Raw genomic sequence first — 16,930 nt, 5'->3', positions numbered from 1 at the left:
ACCGCCGACGGGCGCACCGGGAAGGGGCGGGGCTCAGTCCTCGGCAGGGCCGAACCATCGGTTCAGATGGCGGGTGAGGTCCTGCTGGTCCTCGCCGATCCAGGCCACGTGGCCGTCGGGACGCAGGAGCAGGGCGGGGGCGTCGAGCTCGTCGCCGGGGCCGAACCCGTGGCCGGCGGCGGCCTCCGCGGTGCCGCCCGCGTCCGCCCCGGCGCCGATCTCCTCGACGGCGCCGACGACGTGGTCGACGCGGTCCCTCCAGCCTGCCACGGAGAGCAGGCCGGTGCGGTCGAGCAGGAGGCCGCGGCCGGTGCGCAGCAGCTCGAAGAGGCGGCCGTCCTTCAGTTGCAGGTCACGGAGGCGGCGGCCGAGGAGGTCGGGGCCTTCGCCGAGGTCGTAGCGGACGTCGACGGCGGTGATGAGGCCGGTGACGTAGCGGTTCACCTCCTCGAAGTCCATCAGCCTGGAGAAGAGCTCGCGCAGCGCGGTGGCGCCGGGGTCGGTCCCGAGGAGGGTGATCTGGGCCCGGGTGTTGGCCAGGACGGCGGCGCCCACCGGGTGACGTTCGGCGTGGTACGTGTCGAGGAGGCCCTCGGGCGCCCAGCCGTTGACGGTCGCGGCGAGCTTCCAGCCGAGGTTGAACGCGTCCTGGACGCCGAGGTTGAGGCCCTGGCCGCCGGTCGGGGGGTGGATGTGCGCGGCGTCGCCGGCGAGGAGCACCCGGCCGACCCGGTAGCGCTCGGCCTGCCGGGTGGCGTCGCCGAACCGGGAGAGCCAGCGCGGCGAGTGGGCGCCGAAGTCGGTGCCGGCGACGGCCCGCAGCTGCTCCTTGAACTCCTCGAGGGTCGGCGCGGTCGTGCGGTCCTCGGACACGCCGTCGGCTGGCGCGACCACACGGTGCACCCCGTCCCCGATGGGGACGACGCCGAACCGGAGCTGGGTCTTGCGGACCTCCTCGACGACGGCGGCGACCGTCTCCGCGTCCGCCGTCAGCTCCATCTCGCCGAGGAGCGTCTCGACCTTGGCGGGCTCTCCGGGGAAGGCGACGCCGATCAGCTTGCGCACCGTGCTGCGGCCCCCGTCGCAACCGACGAGGTAGCGCGAGCGCAGTGACGTGCCGTCCGCGAGCTCGACGGTCACCCCGTCCCCGTCCTGGTTCAGCCCGACCACCTCCCGGCCGCGCAGGATCTCGACACCGACCTCCAGGGCGTGCTCGTTGAGCAGCCGCTCGGTGACCGGCTGCGGGGTGGCGAGGCCATAGGAGCGGACCAGGTCCGGGTGGTCGGGCCACGGCTTGGCGATGCCTCCGAAGAGACCGCCGACCCGGAACTTCTCGCTGACCGCGAGGAACCGGTCGAGCAGGCCGCGCAGATCCATCAGCTCGACGCTGCGCGCGTGCAGCCCCTGCCCGCGGGACTGCGAGGTCGGCTCGGTCAGCTTCTCGAGGACGACCACGCCGACTCCCGCGAGCCGCAGCTCGGAGGCCAGCATGAGGCCGGTCGGTCCGCCGCCCACCACGATCACGTCGATCATTCGGAAACCCCGTTCGAAGAGAAGATCGTCCAGGCACCGGGACAGCCGCGCGACGCATCCGGCGCGGCCGTACGTTTCCGCAGGTCCTGGGCTTGGTCGCCCATTCTGAAGCACCACAGGGGCCTTGCCGCAAGCCCCCCCCTGCGCTATACCTTGAGAGTGGCAAGGGGTGTGGAACTCCTTGCCTTTCCTGTTTTGTCGGCGAGGTCCGGGTGGGGCCCTCGCCCCGGGGTGTCACGCACCCGGCGTTGCATGACCATGCGGAATGATGCATACTCTTCCTATGTCCAAGGTCCTCACCTCCCTGCCCGCCGGCGAGCGCGTCGGCATCGCCTTCTCCGGCGGCCTCGACACCTCGGTCGCGGTCGCTTGGATGCGCGACAAGGGCGCCATCCCGTGCACCTACACCGCCGACATCGGCCAGTACGACGAGCCCGACATCGCGTCGGTGCCCGGCCGCGCCAAGACCTACGGCGCCGAGATCGCGCGCCTGGTCGACTGCCGCGCGGCGCTGGTCGAGGAGGGCCTTGCCGCACTCACCTGCGGGGCGTTCCACATCCGTTCGGGCGGCCGCGCCTACTTCAACACCACGCCGCTCGGCCGTGCCGTCACCGGCACCCTCCTGGTGCGGGCGATGCTCGAGGACGACGTCCAGATCTGGGGCGACGGCTCGACCTTCAAGGGCAACGACATCGAGCGGTTCTACCGCTACGGTCTGCTCGCCAACCCTCACCTGCGGATCTACAAGCCCTGGCTGGACGCCGACTTCGTGACCGAGCTCGGCGGCCGCAAGGAGATGTCGGAGTGGCTGCTCGCCCACGAGCTGCCGTACCGCGACAGCACGGAGAAGGCGTACTCCACCGACGCCAACATCTGGGGCGCCACCCACGAGGCCAAGACCCTGGAGCACCTGGACACGGGCGTCGAGACCGTCGACCCGATCATGGGCGTGAAGTTCTGGGACCCGTCGGTCGAGATCGCGACCGAGGACGTCACCATCGGCTTCGAACAGGGCCGCCCGGTGACCATCAACGGCAAGGAGTTCGCCTCCCCCGTCGACCTGGTCATGGAGGCGAACGCCATCGGCGGCCGCCACGGCATGGGCATGTCGGACCAGATCGAGAACCGGATCATCGAGGCCAAGAGCCGCGGCATCTACGAGGCCCCCGGCATGGCGCTGCTGCACGCCGCCTACGAGCGCCTGGTCAACGCCATCCACAACGAGGACACCCTCGCCCAGTACCACAACGAGGGCCGGCGTCTCGGCCGCCTCATGTACGAGGGCCGCTGGCTGGACCCGCAGGCCCTCATGGTCCGCGAGTCGCTCCAGCGCTGGGTCGGCGCGGCCGTCACCGGCGAGGTGACCCTGCGGCTGCGGCGCGGCGAGGACTACTCGATCCTCGACACCACGGGCCCGGCGTTCAGCTACCACCCGGACAAGCTCTCCATGGAGCGCACCGAGGACTCGGCGTTCGGCCCGGTGGACCGGATCGGCCAGCTCACCATGCGCAACCTCGACATCGCCGACTCCCGCGCCAAGCTGGAGCAGTACGCCGGCCTCGGCCTCATCGGCGCCGGCAGCCCCTCCATCGGCGCCGCCCAGGCGGCCGCCACCGGCCTCATCGGGACCATGCCCGAGGGCGGCGCCGAGGCCATCGCCTCCCGCGGCGACGTCTCCGACGACGACGAGATGCTGGACCGCGCCGCGATGGAGTTCGGCACGGACTGACCCACCGGCACTCCCGACACACGAAGGGGCCGGCCCGACGCCAGTGGCGTCGGGCCGGCCCCTTCCGCATGCCGGAACCCGTGGGCGGCCGCTGTCACATCCTGGCGGGCGCTCGCGTCAACGGGGTACGGAACCGAGGAGGAGTGAGGCGCCATGCACGAGGACACGTTTCTGACGGCCCTGACCGACCGCTTCGACGCCCACGAGGGCCGGCTGCGGGGCGTGGCCCTTCGCATGATGGGCTCCCCGGTGGAGGCGGAGGAGATGCTCGCGGCCGCGCGGGCGGGACTCGGCCGCGACGAGGGGGCCACGGTACGGGCCTGGCTTACGGCGCTCGTGGGCCGGACCTGCGTACGTGGCCTCCAGGAGCGGGCGGCCGGGCGACGGCGCGACCGGGCAGCCGGGGCGGCCGGAACGGAGAGCCCCTCCGGAGAGGTGGACGAGGACGGGGCCGGGGTGCGGGCCGACAGGGGCGTGACGGGGGCCGACGGGGGCACAGCGGAGGCCGGTGACGGCGTGGCGGAGGCCGGTGTCGAGGCCGTCTGGCCGGCGCTGCTCGTCGTACTGGAGTCGTTGGGGGCCGAGGAGCGCCTCGCGTACGTCCTGCACGACGTGTTCGGGCTGCCGGCGTCGGAGACGGCGCGGATCACCGGGGGGTCGACGGTGGAGGTGACGCGCCTGGCGCGGCGGGCGCGGGAGCGGGTCCGGGGGGTCGGAGCGGTCCGGGGCGGGGAGGATCCGGGACGGCAGCGGGTGGTGGTGGAGCGCTTCCTGGCGGCGGCACGCGCGCGTGATCCCCGCGCGCTGGCGGCCGTCCTCGATCCGGACGTCGTGGCGTACTCGGATCGCGGTCCGGTGCACGGCGCCCCGGCCGTGGCCGAGGGGGCGGCGGCGTTCGCGCGGTTCGCCGACGTGTCGCGGCCCGCGCTGGTCGACGGAGCGGTCGGCGCGGTCGCCTTCGTCGACGGCCGCCCGGTCGCGGCGCTGATGTTCACCTTCCGTCAGGAGCGGATCGCCACCCTCGCCGTGACCGCCGGGGAGGACCGGGTCCGGGCGCTGGATCTGGCCTTCCCGGACTGGTGAGCGGTCGCCGGGAGCCCGGTGGAGGGGCCGGGGTCCGGCTCGCGCAGGTCGGCCGGGCCGTGGACCCCGACCGCGGCGTCAGGGTCAAGTCCGAGGCGGTACAGGGGGATCCCGGAGGAAGGGAGGCGCCGCCGGACAGGCCCTAGCCTGGACGCATGATGATCAACGCACAGACCCGGGTGCGGGTCGCCCGCCCCTCGCGGGACCTCGCCGCCGCCGAGCGGTTCTACGTCGACGGGCTCGGGCTCGACGTGCTGTGGCGCAGCACCGAACCGGAGCCGGGGAAGCACGAGTTGCTGATGGTGGGGCCCACCGACGGAAACTGGCACTTCGAGCTGACCCGTGACCCCCGGAATCCGCTGGAGCCCGCCCCGACGGTCGACGACCTGTTCGTCGTCTACCTCGGCGCGCCCGTCGAGGACGCGCAGGTGGAGCGGCTGCTCGCCGCCGGTGGCACCCGGGTGTCCGCGCACAATCCGTACTGGGACGAGTGGGGCGTCACCGTCGTCGATCCGGACGGCTACCGGCTCGTCCTCTGCTCCCGCGACTGGGGCAGATAGCGGGGCCCGGCTATACCGCGTCGGCCGGCCCGGGCGGACCGGCCACGCCGACGCACGCCTCGTTCCCCTCGGGGTCGGCCAGCACCCAGTTCGACGGCGCGTCGGCGTCGCTCACGAGACGTCCGCCGGCCGCGAGTGCCGCGGCGATCCGGGCTTCGGCCTGGTCGTACGGCACCCACACGTCGACGTGGACGCGGTTGCGCTGCGGGCGCGGTGCGTCCATGTGCTGGAAGTAGAACGGCGCCCCACGGCGGCGAGGGTCGATCAAGTCCTCGCCACTGTTCGCGCGGTCCTGGTAGCCGAGCAGGGCACGCCAGAACGCCACCACGCGGGGACCCGCGAGGGCGTCCACGGTGACCTGCACGGTCTGCACGGCGGACGGGTCGGCCGGTACGCCCAGCGCGCGGGCCGCGGCCGAGATCTGCCGGGCCAGCTCGACGTGTCGTTCGGTCAGCCCGTAGTAGTCGTCCGTCACCGTGATCAGCCGTACGGTCACGCCGTCCTGTCTCAGGTCGACGTCCGGGTGGTCGCCCCCGACTCCCGGCAGCTCACTGATCGCCTGCACGAACCGGGCGCCGACCGCGAACGACCCGGTACGGAAGTACGCGCACGCCCCCTCGCCCACGACACGCCAGTCCCCCAGCCCCACGGTCTCGTGGAACTGCTGCGGCCTCATCCGACGCGCCTTGCTCTCCGCATGGTTCATGCGCTCAACGTAGCGGGTGGGTCCGACAACTCCTTCCGGCCGTTCGGGACTTCGGCGCACCCCTAGGGGGTGCGCTCCCGGACGGCGCGCAGGACCACGAACTTGCGGTCGCTGGCGACGAGGTCGCTGTTGCCGAAGATGCGCCGGAGGGTGACGTGGTAGCCGAGGTGGCGGTTGCCGACGACCCAGAGTTCGCCGCCGGGTCGCAGGGCGCGTCGCGCGTCGGTGAACATGCGGCGGGCGGTGCGGTCGGTGGTGGCCTGGTGGCTGTGGAACGGGGGGTTGTTGAGGACCAGGTCGACGGAGCCGGCGGGCAGGTCCGAGAGGCCGTCGCCGACGAGGAACTCGGCGGTGCGCCCACCGCCCACGTGGGTGCGGAAGTTCTCCTCGGCCGAGGCGACCGCCTGGTACGACTCGTCGGCGAAGACCAGGTCCGCCTGGGGTTCGTGGAGGGCGACGGCGAGGCCGACGACCCCGTTGCCGCAGCCGAGGTCGGCGACGCGGGCCGGGCCGAAACCACCGGGGAGGTTCGCGAGGAGGAAGCGGGTGCCGATGTCGAGGCGGTCGGCGCAGAACACGCCCGCGTGGTTGGTGACGGTGAGTCCGGGCAGGCCGGGCGCGGGGGTGTCGGCCGGAAGGTCGTACCGGTACGGCCAGGGGTTCCGGCTCGGCGCGAGGGCCGGGTCGGGGGTGGTGTGGATCAGTCGGGCCTTCTTCACCGCGAGCGAGGTGCGGGTGGGGCCGAGGATCCGCTCGAAGAGCCGGAGGGTGGACGTGTGGATGTCCTTGACCATGCCGGTGCCGACGACGACGGTGCCCTCGTGCACGGCCGGCCGGAGCCGGTGCAGCTGGTCCTCCAGGAGCGCGAGGCTCTTGGGGACGCGGACGAGGAGGACGTCGACCCGCTCGGGCGGCGGGTCCTGCGTGGTGAGCAGCCGGACCGCGTCCGGCGCGGCCCCGGCGCGGGCGAGGTTGGCCTGGGTGGCCCGCCGCCCGAGGTACGAGTCGGAGATCTGGACGAGCTCGCCGGGACCGGCGGCCTGCAAGGCGGTGACGAGGGCTCCCCAGCGGTCGCCGAGGACGGCGACGGTGCCGGACAGGTCGACACCGGCCTCGGCCAGGTGGCCGAGGAGGTACTCGTCGGACGCGTCCCAGGCGCGCAGCTGGTCGCGCGGGTCCTCGGGGAAGCGGGTCAGCGTGAAGGCGCCCCATGACGTGGTCAAACGGTTCATCGTGCCCTCAGGCTAGCCGGTCGCGGGCTTTCGGCTCGCCGGATGCTCGTCTGATCGGCGCAAGGCCGCGTCGGGTTCCGGAGACGGGCCGTGTCGGACCTTCGGCGAAAGGCCTGTCGGGTGTTCAGCGCAGGGCGGTGTCGAGGTGGAGGTGCCAGAGGCCGGGGCGGCCGGTGAGGGTGACGGTGGAGAGGGGCCGGACATCGACGTTCCAGTACGTGGCGGGCGGCGCCTTCAGGGCGTACACGAGGGCGGCCCGTACGACGGAGGGCTCGGCGACGGCCACGATGGCGCCGTCGTCGGCGGGGCGGGTGTCGAGCCAGTTCCCTATCCGGGTGATGAAGGCCAGGAGGGGTTCACCGCCGTGCGGGGCGGTGCGGGCGTCGGTGAGCCAGGCGTCGACGGCGGCCGGTTCGAGGGCGGCGACCTCGGCGAGGGTCAGGCCGCGCCAGCGGCCCATGTCGCAGTCGCGCAGCGCGGGCTGGGCGAGGGGCGCGTAGCCGAGGGCGGTGCCGGTGGCGCGGCTGCGCGGGGTCGGGGAGCAGTAGCGCAGCTCGGCCGCGCCGAGCGGGATGAGTGCGGGCGCGGCCTGCTGCACCTCGTACCAGCCGGCCTCGTCGAGCGGCCGGTCGTCGTCGAAGCGTTCGGCGAGCAGGGAGGAGCTGCGTGCCGCCGTGACGAGCGTCACCCGAAGACTCATGGCCGCGATCGTGAGGCCGGTGGCCCCGCAGGTCAAGGGGTTGATTCCCGGGGCCCACGGGGGTGCGGCTCACTGCTGCCCGAGAGCCATCCACTTGTCCGGGTTCTGCAGTGGCGTGAAACCGACCTTCTCGTACACGCCGTGCGCGTCGGCGGTGGCGAGCAGGATGCGACGCAGCCCGAAGGGCGCGAGGTGGTCGCGGACGGCGGTGACGAGCGCGGTGCCGAGTCCGGTGCCGCGGGCCGGGCGGTCGACGTAGACGTCGCAGAGCCAGGCGAAGGTGGCGTAGTCGGTGACGACGCGCGCGTAGGCGCTCATCTCGCCGGTCTCGCGGTGGTAGGCCCCGAGGTTGAGCGAGCCCGCGATGGCGCTGTCCTGCTTCTGCCGAGGTCGGCCCATGGCCCAGTAGGAGTCCGTGGAGAGCCATTGGTGGACGAGGGCGGCGTCGATCCGCGCGGGGTCGGCTGAGATCTCGTACGCCCCGTGCATGACGGACTCGGAGGGGGCGGCGGGGAGCGCGCTGTCGTTCATGGCCGAAGGCTTCCAGCAGGGACGGGGATTGTCAGGCGAATTTGCCCGGGGCCGGCGCCGTTCGGGGTCCGGCCGGGTCACCCGCCCCGGCCGGGCCCCTGGTGCTCACGCGGTGAGCTCGTCGACGGCCGTCCGCAGGCGGCGCACCCCTTCCGCGATCTCGGTGGGGCCCGCGACACCCGCGAAACTCAGCCGGATGTGCCCGGCGGGGGGTTCGGCGCAGAAGTACGGGCGGCCGGGGGCGGCGGCGACGCCGGCCCGTAGCGCGGCGGCGAGGAGGGAGGCCTCGGGGAGGGTGTCGGGGAGGCGGAGCCAGAGGTGGTAGCCGCCGTAGGGGACGTGGGGCAGGGCCAGGCCGGGCAGGTCCTGGGCGACCGCGCCGGTCATCACCGTGCGGCGGTTCCTGAGCTCCTGGGAGACGGCGCGCAGATGGCGGTGCCAGGCGGGTGCCCCGACGAGTTCGAGGGCGGCCTCCTGGAGGGGCCGTGGCACGAAGAAGCTGTCGACGACCTGGATGGCGCGCAGGCGCTCCAGGACGGGTCCGCGGGCGGCCAGGGCGCCGACGCGCAGGCTGGGCGAGGTGGCCTTGGTGAGCGAGCAGACGTGGACGACGACGCCGTCGGGGTCGTCGGCGGCGAGCGGGGCGGGCAGGGGCGGCGCGTCCTCGTGGACGAGCCGGCGGGCGAAGTCGTCCTCGACGACGAAGGCTCCGGCGGCGCGGGCGATCCGGACGACCTCCCGGCGGCGTTCGGGCCCCAGGACGGCGCCGGTCGGGTTCTGGAAGAGCGGCTGACAGACGAACACCCGGGCGCCGGTGGCGCGGAAGGCGGCTTCGAGGAGTTCGGGGCGGACGCCGTCGGCGTCGGCGGGCACGGGGACGGGGCGGAGCCCGGCGGCGCGGGCGACGGCGAGCATCCCGGGGTAGGTGGGCGACTCGACGAGGACGGGGGTGCCGGGCGGGGCGAGGGCGCGCAGGGCGGTGGTGATGGCGGACTGGCCGCCGGCGGTGATGAGGATCTCGGCGGCCGTGACGCTGCCGCCGATCTCGCGGGCGAACCACTCACGCAGTTCGGGCAGGCCGTCGGTGGGCGGTCGGCCCCAGGCGCCGGGGCGTCGTCCGGCGCGGGCGAGGGCGGCGGCGAGGGCCTGCTGCGGTTGGAGGGAGGGATGGAGGTAGCCGCCGTTGAACTCGATCACGCCGGGCGGCGGAGCGGAGAGCGTGACGAGGACTCCGGAGGCGTCCACGGCCCGGGGCACGAGTTCGGTGGCGGTGTCCGCGCTGAGGGTGACCTCCTGCCAGGAGGTGTCGCCGGTGACGGGCGTGGGGGTACGGGGTTCGGCGCGGAAGGCTCCGGCGCCGGGGCGGGTGACCACGAGGCCTTCGGAGGCGAGCTGGGCGAGGGCGCGGGTGACGGTCACCGGCGAGACCCGGTAGCGCTCGACGAGGGCACGACTCGATGGCAGTTTTCCACCTGGTGAGTAGCGGTTCAGCTCCGCCCGCAGGGATGCCGCCAGTTCCGCCACACTGCTACGCTCATGCATGAGAACACAGGATAGCGCTACTGCCACCTCGACGATAGCGGTCTCCGCCACCGAGCAGACCGTCACCGGACCGCCGGCCGCGACCGGTCAGGGACCCGCCGGACCGAACACCCCGACGGGCCCGGCGGCGCCCGGCCCGACGGCCTCAGCCCCTGCCCTCGCCACCGATCCGGTCGGCCGCGGCACCCTGCTCGCCGCCCTCGGCGTGGTGTCGTTCTCGCTCACCTTCCCGTCGACCGTGTGGGGCCTGGAGAGCTTCGGCCCCTGGTCCCTGGTGGCCGTGCGCTCCACGCTCGCCGCCCTCATCGCGGGCGCGTTCCTCCTCGGCGGCCGGGTCCCGGTGCCGGAGCGGCGCCACTGGGCGGGTCTCGCGGTGGTCGCCGGCGGTGTCGTCGTCGGCTTCCCGCTCCTGACGACCCTGGCCCTGCAGACCTCGACCACCTCGCACGCCGCCGTCGTGGTGGGCCTGCTGCCGCTCACCACGGCGACCTTCGCCGCGCTGCGGACGGGCCGGCGCCCGTCCCGCACCTTCTGGTTCGCGGCCGTCTCCGGCGCGGTGGTGGTGATCGCGTTCACGCTCCAGCAGAGCGGCGGGGCCGTGTCCCGCGGCGACCTGTACCTGTTCGGCGCGCTCCTCGTGTGCGCGGCCGGCTACACCGAGGGCGGGCGGCTCGCGCGGCTGATGCCGGGCTGGCAGGTCATCGGCTGGGCCCTGGTCCTCTGCCTGCCGCTGATGGTGCCGGCCGCCGCCGTCGCGCTGGCCGTCGAGCCGGTCCGCCTGACCGCCCACGGCGTCATCGGCCTCGTGTGGGTGGCCGCCGGCTCCACGTTCTTCGGTCTCTACGTCTGGTACCGGGGCATGGCGTCGATCGGCATCCCGAAGGCCAGCCAGCTCCAGCTCGCGCAGCCGCTCCTCACCCTGTTCTGGTCGGTCTTCCTGCTCGGCGAGACGCTGCCGCTGGCCGCCCCGCTCGCCGCGGTGGCCGTCCTCGTCTGCATCGCGGTGACCCAGCGGGCGAAGAGCTGACCCGAAGCGTCGGGCGGGGCTCGCGTGGCGCGTCACGAGGGGCCGGCACGGCACGAAGGACGGCGGACCGCGAGGAGCCCACATGACGCATCAGGGTGAAGCGGGCCACAATGTCAGATATACGGCCCAACCAGGTCAAGCCCGGTCGCGAGGAGGTCACCCCGATGCAGGCGAGTGTGGGCGACAAACTGCTGGTGCACGGTCGGACCGTCGGTCACCACGACCGTACGGCCGAGGTCCTTCAGGTACTGGGGGAGAACGGCACTCCCCCGTACCGAGTGAAGTTCGACGACGACGGGCACGAGGCCCTGATGTCGCCGGGCCCCGACACCGTCGTACGTCATCACCCGGAGGAAGGGGCCCGCTGAGCCCTCACGCCTTCGGCGGACGGACCCTGGTCGGGTAGTGATCGGCCACCACGGCGGCCATCGCCCCGATCCGGTCCGTCGTGACCTCCTTCGCCGCGAAGAAGCAGTGCCCGCCGACCTGCGGGTAGGTGGCGGCGAGCGCGAGGTGACGTGACAGCTCCTCCGGGTCCTGCCACGCGGCGGGCTGGGCCGGGTCGCCCGCCTTGTACAGCGCCTCGCCGATGTACAGACCGACGCCGGTCCCGCGTACCACCGCGTCCCACCAGGGCAGCAGCTTGGCGTAGTCGGCGGCGGGCAGGCCGATGTTCCAGTAGAGCTGCGGCACCACGTGGTCGAGCCAGCCCTCCCGGACCCATTTGCGGGTGTCGGCGTACAGGTCGTCGTACGTCTGGACGCCGGCCCGGGTGTCCGAGCCCTCCGGGTCCGTGGCGGCGTTCCGCCAGACCCCGAAGGGACTGATCCCGAAGGCCACGTGCCTCTTGAGGTCCTTGATCCGGGCGGACATCCCGGAGACCAGCAGGTCGATGTTGTTCCGCCGCCAGGAGGCCTTGTCGGGGAAGTCGCCGCCATGGCGCGCGTACGCGTCGTCGTCGGCGAAGACCTGCCCGGCCACCGGGTACGGGTAGAAGTAGTCGTCCCAGTGCACGGCGTCGATGTCGTACCGGCGGACCGCGTCCAGCATCGCGTCCTGGACGAAGTCCCTCACTTCGGGCAGGCCCGGGTTGTAGTACAGCTTCCCGCCGTACGGCAGCACCCACTCCGGGTGGAGCCGGGCCGGGTGGTCCGCGACGAGCCGGGCGGGGTCGGTGTGGTTCGCCACCCGGTACGGGTTGAACCAGGCGTGCAGTTCGAGGCCCCGCGCGTGGGCCCCGGCGACGGCCGTGCCCAGCGGGTCCCAGCCGGGATCGCGACCCTGCGTACCGGTGAGGCACTGCGCCCACGGCTCGTACGGCGAGGGCCACAGCGCGTCGGCGGTCGGTCTGACCTGGAGCACGACGGTGTTGAGGCGGCGCGCGACGGCCGTGTCGAGGTGCGCGAGGAGTTCCGCGCGCTGCGCCTCGGCGGTCAGCCCGGCACGCGAGGGCCAGTCGCGGTTGGCGACCGTCGCCACCCACATGCCGCGGAACTCCCGGCGGCGGTGCGGTCTCCGCCGCTCCGGCGACGCGGAGCCGGCCGTCTCGTGCTCGGCGGCCGCCGAGGACGCCGCGGTCGGCGTCGCCCCTGTCGTTCCCGTCACGGCGAGCGCGGTCCCGGTGGCGCCGGCCACGAACCCTCTTCTGCCGATAGGCGGCACTTGTACCCCTCCTCTGTCGGATACGTCACACGCACCCGGACAGCATGCCCGCCCCGGACGATCGATCATCGGTTAATGAGCGGTAACGTCGTGGGGGTAGAGGCGGACGCACCCGGAATCACACGGGCCCCCGCCGCCGGAGAAGAGCGAAAGGCACGAGGTGACGGACTCCATGGCCGACATTGAGCGCGTCGGAGTGGTGGGCTGCGGCCAGATGGGCGCAGGCATCGCAGAGGTGTGTGCCCGGAGCGGGCTCGAGGTGAAGGTCGCCGAGACCACCGGCGAGGCGCTGGAGATCGGCCGCACCCGGCTCTACAACTCGCTGAACAAGGCCGCCGAACGCGGCAAGATCAGCGAGGAGGAGCGGGACGCGACGCTCGCCCGTCTCAGCTTCACCACCGACCTGGGCGAGTTCGCCGACCGCGACCTCGTCATCGAGGCGGTCGTCGAGAACGAGCAGGTCAAGACCGAGATCTTCCAGGTTCTCGACCAGGTGATGACCCGGCCGGACGCCATCCTGGCCTCGAACACCTCCTCCATCCCGCTGGTGAAGCTGGCCGTGGCGACCTCCCGCCCCGACCAGGTCATCGGCATCCACTTCTTCAACCCGGCCCCGGTGCAGAAGCTCGTCGAGCTGATCCCGGCCCTCACCACCTCCGAGGGCACGATCAGCCGCGCCCAGGCCTTCGCGGAGAAGGCGCTCGGCAAGCACGCGATCCGCGCGCAGGACCGATCGGGCTTCGTGGTCAACGCGCTCCTCGTTCCGTACCTGCTCTCCGCGATCCGCATGTTCGAGTCGGGCATCGCGAGCCGCGAGGACATCGACAACGGCATGGAGTTCGGCTGCGCCCACCCGATGGGCCCGCTGAAGCTGTCCGACCTGATCGGCCTGGACACGATCGCGTCGATCGCCGACTCCATGTACTCCGAGTTCAAGGAGCCGCTGTACGCCGCTCCCCCGCTGCTCCAGCGCATGGTGGACGCGGGCCGGCTCGGCCGGAAGACGGGCTCGGGCTTCTACCCGTACTCCGCCTGACCGCTCCCCCGAACACCGGACGGCCCGTACACCCGCACAGGTACGGGCCGTCCGGCCTTTTGTCCGGCCCCTCGGAAAGGCTCAGCCGAGGCGCAGGTGGTGGAGCATCAGCAGCCCGGCGGCCATGTTGGCGGCCGGTATCTCGCCCCGCGTGATCATGTCGGGTATCTGCTTCAGCGGGACCCAGGCCCGCCGCGAGGACTCGAACGCGTCCTCGGGCGGTCCGGTGTAGGTGGCCCGCTCCGCCCAGTAGAGGTGGTGGCGGGCGTCGCTGAGGCCGTTGGAGGGCTCGACGGTGAGGAGGTGGCGCAGCGGCCCCGGCCGCCAGCCGGTCTCCTCCTCCATCTCGCGGGCGGCGGCGGCCTCGATGTCCTCGCCGTCCTCGACGACGCCGGCGGCCAGCTCCCAGCCCCAGCTGTCGGTGATGAAGCGGTGGCGCCAGAGCATCAGGACTTCGTCCGCGTCGTTGACCGCGGTCGCGACGGCGACCGGACGGAGCCGGATCAGATAGTGGTCGAGGTGGCGGCCGTCCGGGAGTTCGACGTCCGCGAGGTTCACCTGGAACCAGCGATTCTCATACACCGAGCGTTCGCTCAGTTTCGTCCACTGCACGTTCTTGCCACCTTCCGACTGGTCGGTGCTCGTTTGGTGGCAATATCGCAGCAGTTGCAGGCTCACAGGGGAACGCGCAGAGCCCCCTCGATCAACGCCGCCGCCTCCCGGGCGTCATGCCCGCCGCTCGCCAGGAGGTGCTCCCGCACCTCGCGCAGCCGGTCCCGGAGCCGCCGCGACTCCATCCCCCGCGCCCGCTCCGTCATCTCGACCGCGATGCGCGCGGCCCCGTCCGCCTCCCCTTGCCGCAGCTCGATCTGACACAGCATGGCGAGCCGGTGCACCCGGCCCCGGTCGTGCGAAGGAGTGCCGACCGCCGCCGAGGCGTGCTCGTGCGCCGCCGGGAGATCCCCCAGACGGAGCAGGGCCTCGGCGACCTGGACGTTGACGAACCCCGGCTGGACGTAGCCCGTCTCCGCCGGCTCCTCCCCCGGGCTGATCCGGTCCGCCGCCGCCTCGGCCCGCCGGATGCAGGCGAGCGCGGCCGTCCCGTCGCCGAGGTGGGCGTACGCCTTCGCCTGCATCGCCGTCAGATCGGCGGCGAGCGCGGGGGTGATCTGCCGGCCCGCGGCCCGCAGCGCCGCCTCGGCGAACGCCACCGCCTGCCGGTACTCCGCCATGAACAGCGCCTGGTTGACGAGCAGCGCGATCACATAGGCGCCGAGGCCCCGGTCCCCGCTGGCCTTCGCGAGCCGCAGGGCCTGGTGGAAGTAGCGCTGGGCGAGACCGTGCGCGTCGGCGTCGTACGCACAGATTCCGGCCACCGCGACCAGGCCCCCGGTGGCCCGGTGCAGCTGCCGGCCGAGGGCATCGCTGTACGCGCCCCTGAGCAGCGGGGCGGTCTCGGTGGTGAGGAAGCCGACGATCCGGGCCCGGGTCGCGATGCCACCGGCCCTGCGGTACATCTGCTCGTAGTGCGAACGGGCCGCGCTCAGCACCGAGATGTCGGCCGCCGACACGCTCGTCCCCCGCCCCACGCGGGACACGTCGGCGTCCTCCGGAGGGTTCTCCCACTCCCACACCGGCATCACCGCGGGCGTGCCGGTGACGGCCTGCGCTCCGAGCGTGTGCGGCCGCCGCTGCTCGTCGGAGCGCCACAGGGCGGGCGCCCGCTCCACGAAGCCGGAGAGCGGCGCGCCGAGCGCCGGGGGCGGTCCGCCCGGCACCCCCAGGCCGATGTCGTCCAGGGTCACCTGCCGGTGCAGCCGGGCGGCGAGCACCTCGCAGAGCAGGTCGGGCACCTGACCTCGCGGCCGCTGGCCCTTCAACCAGCGGGCCACGGCGGTGTGTTCGTAGCGCAGGGCGAGACCCCTGGCCCGGCCGGCCCGGTTCACCCGGGCGGCGAGGCCGGCATGGGAGACGCCCGCCTCGTCCAGCAGGGCGTCGAGCAGGGTGTTGGGCTGCATGGCCCCTCCGGTGACTCGGTGCAGACACCCTAGGGCCGGGCGGGTCCCGCAGGTGGCCGAATTCATACGGGTCCACGCCGTACGGGCTGTTTTCGTATGAGCCGACTTAGGCCGGGTCGACGTCGAACGGCCCGGTTTCGCACGGGGTGTGAACGAAGTACCCGTTCCACCGGTCCGCGTACTCTGCCGCGCCCGCCCCGCCCCCGGTTGACTGTGCTTCTCGCCGCAAGGCGAAGACCGGGCCGCCGGCTCCCCCTCGAACAGTGCGGCCGCCCGGTCCGCGTCGCCCGCCCCGCTGATCTGCCCGACACTCCGTGGCGGGGCGGGCGGCGCCGGCCCCACGGCCTCCGCTCAACAGTGGGAGGAGGGCGTGGGCCGGGAGCGGCGCAGCCCGGGTTCGGCGGGCTGCGCCGGCACCCGGACACGGTCGTTGCGCACGACGAGCAGCGCCACGTCGTCCGCGAGCCGGCCGCCCGTGTGGTGCAGCAGCGCCGCGTGGACCCGGCGGACCAGGGCCGCGGGTGACTCGGCGGCCGCCCCGGCCAGGGCGGCGTCGAGCGCGAAGAACCGCCCCCGCCGGTCACGGGCCTCCTCGGCACCGTCGGTGTGCAGGACCAGCGTCTCGCCGGGCAGCAGCCGGGCCGCCGTGTACGGCACGAGGACGGCGGGCAGCGGAAGCACCCCGAGCGGCGGGAGCGGGTCCCCGACCGGGAGCCGCTCGACCCTCCGGCCGAGGCGGTACGGGCCGGGGTGACCGCAGTTGAACACGGACAGCCGCCCGTCGGACCGGACCTCCAGGAGCAGCAGCGTCACGAACTCCTCCGCCGCCGGATGGCGCGGCTCCGAACCGGCCCGCGCCGGATGCTCGTCCCGCGCCCGTTCCCTCAGGTGCCGTTCGAGGGCACGCTCCAACCGCCGTAGCACTCCGCCCAGTTCGGGCTCGTCATGGGCGGCCTCGCGGAAGCTGCCGAGCACCGCCACCACCGCGCCGAGCGCCGCGAGGCCGTGGCCCCTGACGTCTCCGATGACGATCCGCATCCCGTGGGGCGTGGCCACCGCCTCGTACAGATCGCCGCCGACGGACGCGCCCCGGGTGGCCGACAACTGCCCCGCGGCCAGCGCCAGTCCGTCCAGCCGGTCCGGCGGCGGCCGCAGCAGCACGCGCTGGGTGGCGGCCGCGACGGCCCGCGCCCGGGCCAGTTCACGGGCGAGCCCCCGCTGGATTCCCAGAACCAGGCCGGTACCCACGGTCAGGAAGACGACGCTCGTGGCGATCCTCATCGGCAGCCCCGGCTGCCGGGCCAGCGGACACCCGAACTTCCATGCCACAGCCACCGCACCCCATGCGGACGGCAGAGCGAGCGGGGCCAGCCGGCGGAGCCGGGAGCCATCGGCGAGCAACGACCTGGTACGGATCATGCACGGCCCTTCCCGAGCCCCGACAGCGCCCTCAGGCCCTGCGGCCCACAGGTCCGCCCCTGTGGCCGCGTCGATTCTGCCGACCGTACGGGTCACCGGGGAACACCCGCCGCCGATCTCACCCGAAGGAGTGAGCACCCCCCGCGCGCCGC

General features: G+C 73.4%; 16 protein-coding genes. 6 read left to right on the top strand and 10 right to left on the bottom strand.

Annotation, left to right across the window (positions count from 1 at the left end):
• Window positions 1–33: 33 nt before the first annotated feature.
• A complete protein-coding gene (locus OO54_RS24055; RefSeq protein WP_033206433.1) occupies window positions 34–1,533 on the bottom strand; it encodes an FAD-dependent monooxygenase in 1,500 nt (499 codons plus the stop codon).
• A 283-nt stretch (window positions 1,534–1,816) separates the two neighbouring features.
• On the opposite strand from OO54_RS24055, the gene argG reads away from it, so the two are divergent.
• The 3 genes from argG (at window position 1,817) to OO54_RS24040 (ending at window position 4,905) form a co-directional block, all read left to right on the top strand.
• Window positions 1,817–3,262, top strand: a complete 1,446-nt coding sequence (gene argG / locus OO54_RS24050) for an argininosuccinate synthase (RefSeq protein ID WP_026058683.1) — start codon at window positions 1,817–1,819, stop codon at window positions 3,260–3,262.
• A 153-nt stretch (window positions 3,263–3,415) separates the two neighbouring features.
• Entirely contained in the window at window positions 3,416–4,345 is a 930-nt protein-coding gene (locus OO54_RS24045) for a sigma factor-like helix-turn-helix DNA-binding protein (protein ID WP_033206431.1), read from the top strand.
• A gap of 155 nt (window positions 4,346–4,500) precedes the next feature.
• Window positions 4,501–4,905, top strand: coding sequence for a VOC family protein (locus tag OO54_RS24040; protein ID WP_033206428.1), 405 nt, complete (start codon window positions 4,501–4,503; stop codon window positions 4,903–4,905).
• Window positions 4,906–4,915: 10 nt separating this feature from the next.
• Here OO54_RS24040 and OO54_RS24035 read toward each other — a convergent pair whose 3' ends face one another.
• From OO54_RS24035 to OO54_RS24015, 5 genes are all read right to left on the bottom strand, one after another.
• Entirely contained in the window at window positions 4,916–5,611 is a 696-nt protein-coding gene (locus tag OO54_RS24035; RefSeq protein WP_033206426.1) for a VOC family protein, read from the bottom strand.
• Window positions 5,612–5,673: 62 nt separating this feature from the next.
• On the bottom strand, window positions 5,674–6,843 hold the full coding sequence (locus OO54_RS24030) for a methyltransferase (protein ID WP_033206424.1): 1,170 nt from the start codon (window positions 6,841–6,843) through the stop codon (window positions 5,674–5,676).
• A 124-nt stretch (window positions 6,844–6,967) separates the two neighbouring features.
• The gene (locus tag OO54_RS24025) at window positions 6,968–7,543 is read right to left on the bottom strand and encodes a histidine phosphatase family protein (protein WP_026058682.1); all 576 of its coding nucleotides are present in this window, start codon (window positions 7,541–7,543) and stop codon (window positions 6,968–6,970) included.
• 69 nt (window positions 7,544–7,612) lie between these two features.
• Entirely contained in the window at window positions 7,613–8,074 is a 462-nt protein-coding gene (locus OO54_RS24020) for a GNAT family N-acetyltransferase (protein ID WP_078905320.1), read from the bottom strand.
• Between the two features lie 105 nt (window positions 8,075–8,179).
• Window positions 8,180–9,616: an aminotransferase-like domain-containing protein gene (locus tag OO54_RS24015; RefSeq protein ID WP_078905319.1), complete on the bottom strand. Its 1,437-nt coding sequence runs from the start codon at window positions 9,614–9,616 to the stop codon at window positions 8,180–8,182.
• Here OO54_RS24015 and OO54_RS24010 point away from each other — a divergent pair.
• Together OO54_RS24010 and OO54_RS24005 are read left to right on the top strand one after the other, a co-directional pair.
• Complete coding sequence (locus OO54_RS24010) at window positions 9,615–10,643, top strand: EamA family transporter (protein ID WP_063738324.1); 1,029 nt, start codon at window positions 9,615–9,617, stop codon at window positions 10,641–10,643. The genes OO54_RS24015 and OO54_RS24010 overlap by 2 nt on opposite strands.
• A 164-nt stretch (window positions 10,644–10,807) precedes the next feature.
• The gene (locus OO54_RS24005) at window positions 10,808–11,011 is read left to right on the top strand and encodes a DUF1918 domain-containing protein (RefSeq protein ID WP_017241746.1); all 204 of its coding nucleotides are present in this window, start codon (window positions 10,808–10,810) and stop codon (window positions 11,009–11,011) included.
• A 4-nt stretch (window positions 11,012–11,015) separates the two neighbouring features.
• Here the strand turns inward: OO54_RS24005 and OO54_RS24000 are convergent, their stop codons facing one another.
• A complete protein-coding gene (locus tag OO54_RS24000) occupies window positions 11,016–12,278 on the bottom strand; it encodes a glycoside hydrolase family 10-like protein (RefSeq protein WP_033206420.1) in 1,263 nt (420 codons plus the stop codon).
• 199 nt (window positions 12,279–12,477) lie between these two features.
• On the opposite strand from OO54_RS24000, the gene OO54_RS23995 reads away from it, so the two are divergent.
• Window positions 12,478–13,341: a 3-hydroxybutyryl-CoA dehydrogenase gene (locus OO54_RS23995; protein WP_033206418.1), complete on the top strand. Its 864-nt coding sequence runs from the start codon at window positions 12,478–12,480 to the stop codon at window positions 13,339–13,341.
• A gap of 81 nt (window positions 13,342–13,422) precedes the next feature.
• Here the strand turns inward: OO54_RS23995 and OO54_RS23990 are convergent, their stop codons facing one another.
• The 3 genes from OO54_RS23990 to OO54_RS23980 form a co-directional block, all read right to left on the bottom strand.
• Window positions 13,423–13,953: an NUDIX hydrolase gene (locus OO54_RS23990; protein ID WP_033206415.1), complete on the bottom strand. Its 531-nt coding sequence runs from the start codon at window positions 13,951–13,953 to the stop codon at window positions 13,423–13,425.
• 62 nt (window positions 13,954–14,015) lie between these two features.
• Window positions 14,016–15,359, bottom strand: a complete 1,344-nt coding sequence (locus OO54_RS23985; RefSeq protein WP_033206412.1) for an NsdA family TPR-like regulatory protein — start codon at window positions 15,357–15,359, stop codon at window positions 14,016–14,018.
• 351 nt (window positions 15,360–15,710) lie between these two features.
• Window positions 15,711–16,778, bottom strand: a complete 1,068-nt coding sequence (locus OO54_RS23980; RefSeq protein ID WP_033206410.1) for a PP2C family protein-serine/threonine phosphatase — start codon at window positions 16,776–16,778, stop codon at window positions 15,711–15,713.
• Window positions 16,779–16,930: the final 152 nt, after the last annotated feature.

The sequence above is a fragment of the Streptomyces wedmorensis genome (assembly GCF_000716445.1).
Classification (GTDB): domain Bacteria; phylum Actinomycetota; class Actinomycetes; order Streptomycetales; family Streptomycetaceae; genus Streptomyces; species Streptomyces wedmorensis.
This window is presented reverse-complemented; position numbering and strand designations above follow the sequence as displayed.

What these genes read in the sequence shown, in the direction of transcription:
- OO54_RS24055 (WP_033206433.1), bottom strand. Translation starts at nt 1,533, where the DNA reads ATGATCGACGTGATCGTGGTGGGCGGCGGACCGACCGGCCTCATGCTG.
- argG (WP_026058683.1), top strand. Translation starts at nt 1,817, where the DNA reads ATGTCCAAGGTCCTCACCTCCCTGCCCGCCGGCGAGCGCGTCGGCATC.
- OO54_RS24045 (WP_033206431.1), top strand. Translation starts at nt 3,416, where the DNA reads ATGCACGAGGACACGTTTCTGACGGCCCTGACCGACCGCTTCGACGCC.
- OO54_RS24040 (WP_033206428.1), top strand. Translation starts at nt 4,501, where the DNA reads ATGATGATCAACGCACAGACCCGGGTGCGGGTCGCCCGCCCCTCGCGG.
- OO54_RS24035 (WP_033206426.1), bottom strand. Translation starts at nt 5,611, where the DNA reads ATGAACCATGCGGAGAGCAAGGCGCGTCGGATGAGGCCGCAGCAGTTC.
- OO54_RS24030 (WP_033206424.1), bottom strand. Translation starts at nt 6,843, where the DNA reads ATGAACCGTTTGACCACGTCATGGGGCGCCTTCACGCTGACCCGCTTC.
- OO54_RS24025 (WP_026058682.1), bottom strand. Translation starts at nt 7,543, where the DNA reads ATGAGTCTTCGGGTGACGCTCGTCACGGCGGCACGCAGCTCCTCCCTG.
- OO54_RS24020 (WP_078905320.1), bottom strand. Translation starts at nt 8,074, where the DNA reads ATGAACGACAGCGCGCTCCCCGCCGCCCCCTCCGAGTCCGTCATGCAC.
- OO54_RS24010 (WP_063738324.1), top strand. Translation starts at nt 9,615, where the DNA reads ATGAGAACACAGGATAGCGCTACTGCCACCTCGACGATAGCGGTCTCC.
- OO54_RS24015 (WP_078905319.1), bottom strand. Translation starts at nt 9,616, where the DNA reads ATGCATGAGCGTAGCAGTGTGGCGGAACTGGCGGCATCCCTGCGGGCG.
- OO54_RS24005 (WP_017241746.1), top strand. Translation starts at nt 10,808, where the DNA reads ATGCAGGCGAGTGTGGGCGACAAACTGCTGGTGCACGGTCGGACCGTC.
- OO54_RS23995 (WP_033206418.1), top strand. Translation starts at nt 12,478, where the DNA reads ATGGCCGACATTGAGCGCGTCGGAGTGGTGGGCTGCGGCCAGATGGGC.
- OO54_RS23985 (WP_033206412.1), bottom strand. Translation starts at nt 15,359, where the DNA reads ATGCAGCCCAACACCCTGCTCGACGCCCTGCTGGACGAGGCGGGCGTC.
- OO54_RS23980 (WP_033206410.1), bottom strand. Translation starts at nt 16,778, where the DNA reads ATGATCCGTACCAGGTCGTTGCTCGCCGATGGCTCCCGGCTCCGCCGG.